Source organism: Sunxiuqinia dokdonensis (assembly GCF_001270965.1).
GTDB lineage: Bacteria > Bacteroidota > Bacteroidia > Bacteroidales > Prolixibacteraceae > Sunxiuqinia > Sunxiuqinia dokdonensis.
Map to the genome: position 1 here is coordinate 80,704 of NZ_LGIA01000025.1, position 6,311 is coordinate 87,014.

The 6,311-nt window shown below is 48.3% G+C and carries 8 protein-coding genes; 7 read left to right on the top strand and 1 reads right to left on the bottom strand.

Going from position 1 to position 6,311, the window contains the following annotated elements:
* The first annotated feature begins 191 nt into the window (after positions 1-191).
* The 7 genes from NC99_RS03125 (at position 192) to NC99_RS03155 (ending at position 5,252) form a co-directional block, all read left to right on the top strand.
* Positions 192-1,070 carry an SRPBCC family protein gene (locus NC99_RS03125; RefSeq protein WP_053179756.1) on the top strand — a complete coding sequence of 293 codons (879 nt, stop codon included), beginning with the start codon at positions 192-194 and terminating at the stop codon, positions 1,068-1,070.
* Between the two features lie 26 nt (positions 1,071-1,096).
* Complete coding sequence (locus NC99_RS03130; RefSeq protein WP_053179759.1) at positions 1,097-1,540, top strand: VOC family protein; 444 nt, start codon at positions 1,097-1,099, stop codon at positions 1,538-1,540.
* Positions 1,540-1,842: an RNA polymerase alpha subunit C-terminal domain-containing protein gene (locus NC99_RS03135; protein ID WP_053179761.1), complete on the top strand. Its 303-nt coding sequence runs from the start codon at positions 1,540-1,542 to the stop codon at positions 1,840-1,842. Before NC99_RS03130 ends, NC99_RS03135 begins: the two co-directional genes overlap by 1 nt.
* 78 nt (positions 1,843-1,920) lie before the next feature.
* A complete protein-coding gene (locus tag NC99_RS03140) occupies positions 1,921-2,496 on the top strand; it encodes a dihydrofolate reductase family protein (RefSeq protein ID WP_053179763.1) in 576 nt (191 codons plus the stop codon).
* A gap of 52 nt (positions 2,497-2,548) precedes the next feature.
* Positions 2,549-3,004 carry a VOC family protein gene (locus tag NC99_RS03145; protein ID WP_239684394.1) on the top strand — a complete coding sequence of 152 codons (456 nt, stop codon included), beginning with the start codon at positions 2,549-2,551 and terminating at the stop codon, positions 3,002-3,004.
* An 83-nt stretch (positions 3,005-3,087) separates the two neighbouring features.
* Positions 3,088-4,518, top strand: coding sequence for an MATE family efflux transporter (locus tag NC99_RS03150; RefSeq protein ID WP_053179765.1), 1,431 nt, complete (start codon positions 3,088-3,090; stop codon positions 4,516-4,518).
* A 188-nt stretch (positions 4,519-4,706) separates the two neighbouring features.
* On the top strand, positions 4,707-5,252 hold the full coding sequence (locus NC99_RS03155; protein ID WP_053179767.1) for a DUF1697 domain-containing protein: 546 nt from the start codon (positions 4,707-4,709) through the stop codon (positions 5,250-5,252).
* 30 nt (positions 5,253-5,282) lie between these two features.
* Here NC99_RS03155 and malQ read toward each other — a convergent pair whose 3' ends face one another.
* On the bottom strand, positions 5,283-6,236 hold the full coding sequence (malQ, locus tag NC99_RS03160; protein ID WP_053179769.1) for a 4-alpha-glucanotransferase: 954 nt from the start codon (positions 6,234-6,236) through the stop codon (positions 5,283-5,285).
* Positions 6,237-6,311 lie beyond the last annotated feature (75 nt).

The following is a 6,311-nucleotide window of genomic DNA, read 5'->3' on the forward strand; positions in this document are numbered from 1 at the left end:
TGTTTTCAGTATAGAAAGTCGATAAACGACGTTTCAAACTTATTCAAAAAAGGTAAGAAAACACAAGAAAGAAGGCATTGTCGCAATCCTCCCCCTGATTCGTCGTATTTACACTTCATCATTTTGAGAAAATGGTGCTAATTTTATCCAATCGGATTAGTAGAAAAAATTGACACTCAAAACGATTCATCATGAAAACAAAAGACAAAACAGAAATCACCGTCAGTGCGACCATTCAGGCACCCGTTGAAAAAGTTTGGCAAGTGTGGACTGACCCAAAGCATATTGTACACTGGAACAACGCCTCCGACGACTGGCACACGCCCTCAGCCGAAAGCGACTTGCGCGCGGGAGGCACCTTCCGTTCGCGTATGGAAGCCAAAGACGGCAGTATGGGCTTTGATTTTGAAGGCGTGTTTGACGAGGTAATCCCGAACCAAAAGCTGAGCTACACCATGGGCGACAACCGACACGTAGAAATCGTGTTTAGCAGCCATGGGAAGGACACCAAAGTTGAAGAAACCTTTGAGGCCGAAACAAGCAACTCGCCCGAAATGCAGCGCGAAGGCTGGCAAGCCATTTTAAACAACTTCAAAAACTACGTTGAATCTTCGAACAAACAGGAAACGATGCATTTTGAAATTGAAATCGATGCCCCGGCACAAGCGGTTTACCAAACCATGCTCGACGAAAAGCATTACCGCGAATGGACCGCCCTTTTTAACCCGACATCGCACTACCGCGGGTCGTGGGAGAAAGGCGAAAAGATTCTTTTTATTGGGGAAGATGAAAAAGGAAACGCCGGCGGAATGGTGGCCCGAATCAAGGAAAATATTCCAAACAAATTTGTTAGCATCCAACACCTGGGACTCCTTCAAGGCGATCAGGAGATTACAAGCGGCCCCGAAGTTGATGGCTGGGCTGGGGCCCTGGAGAACTACACCTTCGAGGAAGCAGATGGAAAAACCCAACTTTCGGTCGATGTCGATACCAACAAAGAATACAAAGCGTACTTTTCGGAAACCTGGCCCAAGGCCTTGAATAAACTGAAAGAAATTTGCGAAAAATAATTATCAACCACAAAAACACAACAATTATGGGCACAGTAAGCACCTATTTAAATTTCCACCGCAACACGGAGGAAGCGTTCAACTTTTACAAGTCTGTTTTCGGCACAGAATTTCCAAGCGAAGGAATCATGCGATACAAAGATGTTCCACCGTCGGTAGAAATGCCTCCCCTCCCCGAAGCTGACCAAGACCTGGTGATGCACGTCTCCTTACCCATTCTTGGCGGTCACCTGCTCATGGGATCCGACGCGCCCGAATCCATGGGATTCAAACTCAACCAAGGCAACAATGTCTACATCACCCTGTTGCCGGACACCCGGAAGGAAACAGAACGCCTGTTTAATGCCCTGGCGGAGGGTGGCGAAGTAGAAATGCCCTTGCAAGACATGTTTTGGGGCGATTACTACGGAAGTTGCAAGGACCGTTTTGGCGTGCATTGGGCACTAAATTGCGAAGAGAAGGCAAGTTGATGGCATTATCGCAACGAACTTGCAACAACGGTCACCAGTACTACAAAAGCAGTGACTGCCCTAATTGCCCGGTGTGCGAGGCCGAGCGGAAACCGGAGAATGGCTTTCTGTCACTACTCGCGGCCCCGGCAAGACGGGCTTTGGAAAACGAAGGTATCCGAACAATCCATCAACTGGCCGAGCGACGCGAATCGGAGATTCTGAAGCTGCACGGCATGGGAAAGGCCTCATTGCCCAAGCTTCATTCGGCACTAAAAGAACACGGGCTCCGTTTTCAACCGGAGCCTAACTCGAAAAAATAAAATCGCTTGGTCGGCATAGCCATGGCATCTCCAGCTATGGTCAGGAACAGCTAACTATCAATTTAAAAAAGCAAATTCATGAGGAAAATAATTTCATTTATGCACCTGTCGCTTGACGGCTTTGTAGCGGGACCGAACGGAGAAATGAACTGGATAAAAGTTGACGAGGAAATTTTTGACTATGTCGGCAAGCGGATCAGCAAAGGCGACACGGCCTTATATGGGCGAGTAACTTATCAGATGATGGAAGACTACTGGCCGACCGCAGCAGACAAGCCGACCGCAACCAAACACGACATTGAACATTCAAAGTGGTATAGTCAGGTTCACAAAGTTGTTTTATCAAAAACAATGGAAAATACCGGTTTAACCAATACTACAATCATCAGCGACAAGCTTGCAGACAAGCTGAATGAAATTAAGCAAAGGGAGGGTGAAGACATCTTGCTTTTTGGCAGCCCCACAGCAACCCATTCACTCATTCAACAAAACTTAATTGACGGCTACTGGCTGTTTATCAATCCGATTATTCTTGGACAAGGCATTCCATTTTTTGCAAACATCAAAGAGAAAATAAAACTCAGGCTGTTGCCAACTAACCGCCAATTTGTTTGTGGAGTAACCGAACTGAACTACGCAGTGGACAGACAATAACAACGAAGGAATTTCGAAATCGCCTCCTTCGGGTAGCTGTAAAAACGATAAAATGATGCCAGAAAACAGATTACTTAGAATGGACAACGTTGGGCTCGTTGTCGAATCGCTCGATAAGGCCATCTCCTTTTTTGCGGAGATTGGGCTGGAACTCGAGGGGAGGACCATCATCGAAGGAAAATGGGCCGGCCGTGTGACCGGACTGGACGGCCAGCGTGTGGAGATCGCCATGATGGTGACCCCCGACGGTCACAGCCGGCTCGAGATTTCGCAATTCCTGGCCCCACCCGTCATCTCTGATCACCGCGCTGCCCCGGTAAACGCCCTCGGCTACCTGCGTGTCATGTTTACCGTTGAAGACATTGACGAGCTGCTATCCAGGCTCAGCAAACATGGCACTCAACTCCTAGGCGAAGTGGTTGAGTACGAAAACACGTATCGGCTCTGCTATATTCGCGGCCCCGAGGGGATCCTCATCGGACTGGCAGAACCACTCAATCATTCGTGATTAAAAAAATTCCAATTGATCAACGCAACCTTTAATAGCATCAAGCCGTCTGACGGATCTTTATAAACAGCAACTGAATCAAAGTGAAAGAAGAGAATTATCCCCCACACCATTCAACATTTCGCCAGCGCACGTCCATCTGGCACGAGTTTAAAAACGCGCTCAAAGGAACGGAATCTGACTACACGCAAATTAGTCTCAAAAAAGCTATTTTTCTATTGGCCGTTCCCATGATTTTGGAATTGGTCATGGAATCAACCTTTGCTGTGGTCGACATCTATTTTGTGGGCAAGCTGGGTGCGTCGGCAGTTGCCACCGTAGGGTTGACCGAGACCTACCTCTTTTTGCTGTATTCCATTGCCATGGGACTAGCCACCGCCGTAACAGCCATCGTAGCTCGGCGCATTGGACAGAAAAACAAGGAAGGCGCCGGAACATCAGCCATCCAGTCTATCTTTCTGTCCATTTTGGCCTCCGTCCCATTTGCGCTGGGAGGAATCTTTTTTGCAAAAGATTTGCTCGCGCTGATGGGTGCGGACGAATGGGCCATTGAGCATGGTTACCGGTACACGCAGTGGATGCTTGGCGGAAATGGCATCATCATGCTGCTTTTCGTCATCAATGCCGTGTTTCGCGGGGCTGGCGATGCGGCCATTGCCATGCGTGTACTTTGGATTTCAAACGGAATTAATATTCTCCTGGACCCACTGCTCATCTTCGGGCTGGGCCCCATTCCGGCTATGGGTATCGAAGGCGCGGCCATTGCCACCAATATTGGCCGGGGTGTTGGTGTAGCCACTCAGTTGTGGGTCCTTTTCAGAGGAGGCAAGCACATCCGGGCCACCCGTTCGCACCTTCGCTGGGATGCCAAAGCAGCACGCAATATTTTTCGTACTTCATTGGGTGGAATCGGGCAGATGATTGTGGCAATGACCTCGTGGATCTTTCTAATGCGCATACTTGCTGACGTCGGGAGCGAAGCAGTGGCCGGCTCAACCATTGCCCTGCGGATCATGATGTTCACGATGATGCCCGCCTGGGGCTTGTCGAATGCGGCAGCCACACTGGTAGGACAAAACCTCGGAGCGGGAAGGCCGGAGCGCGCCGAATCGGCCATCTGGAAGATCGGAGTCTACAACATGGGATTCTTAATTTCGGTATCAGTCGTTTACTTTTTCTTCAACCGGTCACTCATGCACATCTTCACTTCGGATATGCTGGTTACCGAAATCGGCTCAGAATGGTTGCGCATTTTGTCATACTCCTACTTGGTTTATGGCTGGTGGATGGTTTCAACTCAAGCGTTTAACGGAGCAGGCGACACGAAAACGCCAACCAAAATCAACTTGGTTTTCTTCTGGTTGATACAAATTCCGCTATCCTATTTTCTGGCTATCCAATTCGGATGGGAGCACTCCGGCGTTTTCTGGGCGGTGTTTTTTTCAGAAACATCTGCTGGGTTATTCACGCTTTGGCTGTTTACCCGTGGCACTTGGAAACGAATGCAGGTGTAAACACGGAGTCAGCTCCGAAAAAAGAGTCATCCGATGAATGATCTCGCAGTGGACTCAATAGTGCTTTTTTGAAAATCAGCCTCCATATACAGCGATGAACGATTTGGCCTCACGAATCGTTTCAAAACGAATGAATGACTTTTTTAATGACATTCAGTAATAGAGCAAATAATTTAAAAACACCTACCATGTCAGAAACTTATGTCGCCCTGCTTCGGGGCATTAACGTCGGCGGACATCACAAAGTCCCCATGGCCGAGCTTCGAAAAACAATGGAAAAGATGGGCTTTAAAAAAGTAAAAACACTGCTCAATTCAGGGAATGTAATTTTTGAAGGAGCTTTCAGTCCAATAACAGATCCTGAAGAACTAGTCAGCACCGGTTTGGAAAAAGCCTTCGGATTTCCGATCCCGGTGCTGATTCGAACTGCTGAGGAGATCCGGGAACTGATCCGATCCCAGCCGTTTGAAAGAGTGGAAGAAGCCAAAGACACCCGTTTGTATGTTTCTTTTTTGAAACATGATCCGAAAATTCAAATTGAGTTACCGTGGACTGCCGATGATGGATCGTTTCGCATCCTGTCGGTACAGCAAAAGGCCATTTGTAGCGTACTTGATCTGTCGATTACCAACACCGTGAAAGGAATGGATGCCCTCGGACAGCTTTTCAGCAAAGCGACCATGACCACCCGAAACTGGAAAACCATCAACAGAATCGCTGAAAAATTAGACTGACAGTGATGACAAAAAAAAGCCTCGATAAAATTATACGCGGTTGTATTTTTGGGTAATTTCTTTCAGAAAGATGCGTCGTGAGCGCCGGAGCTGACTCCACCGAAAGCGCCACTCCCAGTTTCCTGATGCAACACCGGGAACGTTCATTCGCCCCTTGGCATCGAGGCGGAGCAAGTCTTGCATGGGCATAATGGCGATGTCGGCCACCGATCCCCAGCAAGCTTCAATCACCGGATCAAGTGCCCGACGCCGGGTCCGCTTAAAATACCGTTGCAAATTTCTTCTCTCTTCTTTTTTAACCGACTTCAGCCACCCCAAGGTGGTGTTGTTATCGTGCGTTCCGGTGTAAACCACAAAGTTCTTCCCGTAATTGTGCGGCAGGTGCTCGTTGGTAGCATCCGAAGCAAAGCCAAATTGTAAAACCTTCATCCCGGGCAGGTTGAAATCATCACGCAACTTTTCCACCTCAGGCGTTATAACCCCCAAATCTTCAGCAATCACAGGCAACTCTCCTATTTGAGATTTTAGCATTTGAAGCATTTCATAACCCTTAGCCAGCCACCACTCGCCATTGATGGCTGTTTTCTCACCAGCCGGAACCGACCAAAACGACTCCAGACCACGAAAATGATCGATCCGAATAATGTCGAACATGTTCAGACAAAAATGCAAGCGAGCCATCCACCAGTCAAACCCGCGCTCTGCCAAGCGGTTCCAGTCAAAAACCGGACATCCCCAAAGTTGGCCGGTCTCACTAAAATAATCGGGTGGAACGCCGCCAACATGGGTCGGTTTGCCTTCGTCATCGAGCAGAAAAATATCCTGGTTACCCCACACATCGGAACTATCCAGCGACACGTACAAGGGCAAATCGCCAAACAACTGAATACCGCGGTCATTGGCATACTGCTTCAACTCAAACCACTGCTTGAAAAAAATAAACTGCACGAACCGGTGAAAATTGATCGACTCGGCATATTGCAACCCGCCCTACCAAAGTTATTCGGCTTTTGCCGGAAGCGATTTGTTGATCAGCTTGGATAAACTGGTTGAGGACCG

Coding starts and splice junctions, on each gene's coding strand:
- NC99_RS03135 (WP_053179761.1), top strand. CDS start 1,540: ATGGCATTATCGCAACGAACTTGCAACAACGGTCACCAGTACTACAAA.
- NC99_RS03125 (WP_053179756.1), top strand. CDS start 192: ATGAAAACAAAAGACAAAACAGAAATCACCGTCAGTGCGACCATTCAG.
- NC99_RS03155 (WP_053179767.1), top strand. CDS start 4,707: ATGTCAGAAACTTATGTCGCCCTGCTTCGGGGCATTAACGTCGGCGGA.
- NC99_RS03145 (WP_239684394.1), top strand. CDS start 2,549: ATGATGCCAGAAAACAGATTACTTAGAATGGACAACGTTGGGCTCGTT.
- NC99_RS03130 (WP_053179759.1), top strand. CDS start 1,097: ATGGGCACAGTAAGCACCTATTTAAATTTCCACCGCAACACGGAGGAA.
- NC99_RS03140 (WP_053179763.1), top strand. CDS start 1,921: ATGAGGAAAATAATTTCATTTATGCACCTGTCGCTTGACGGCTTTGTA.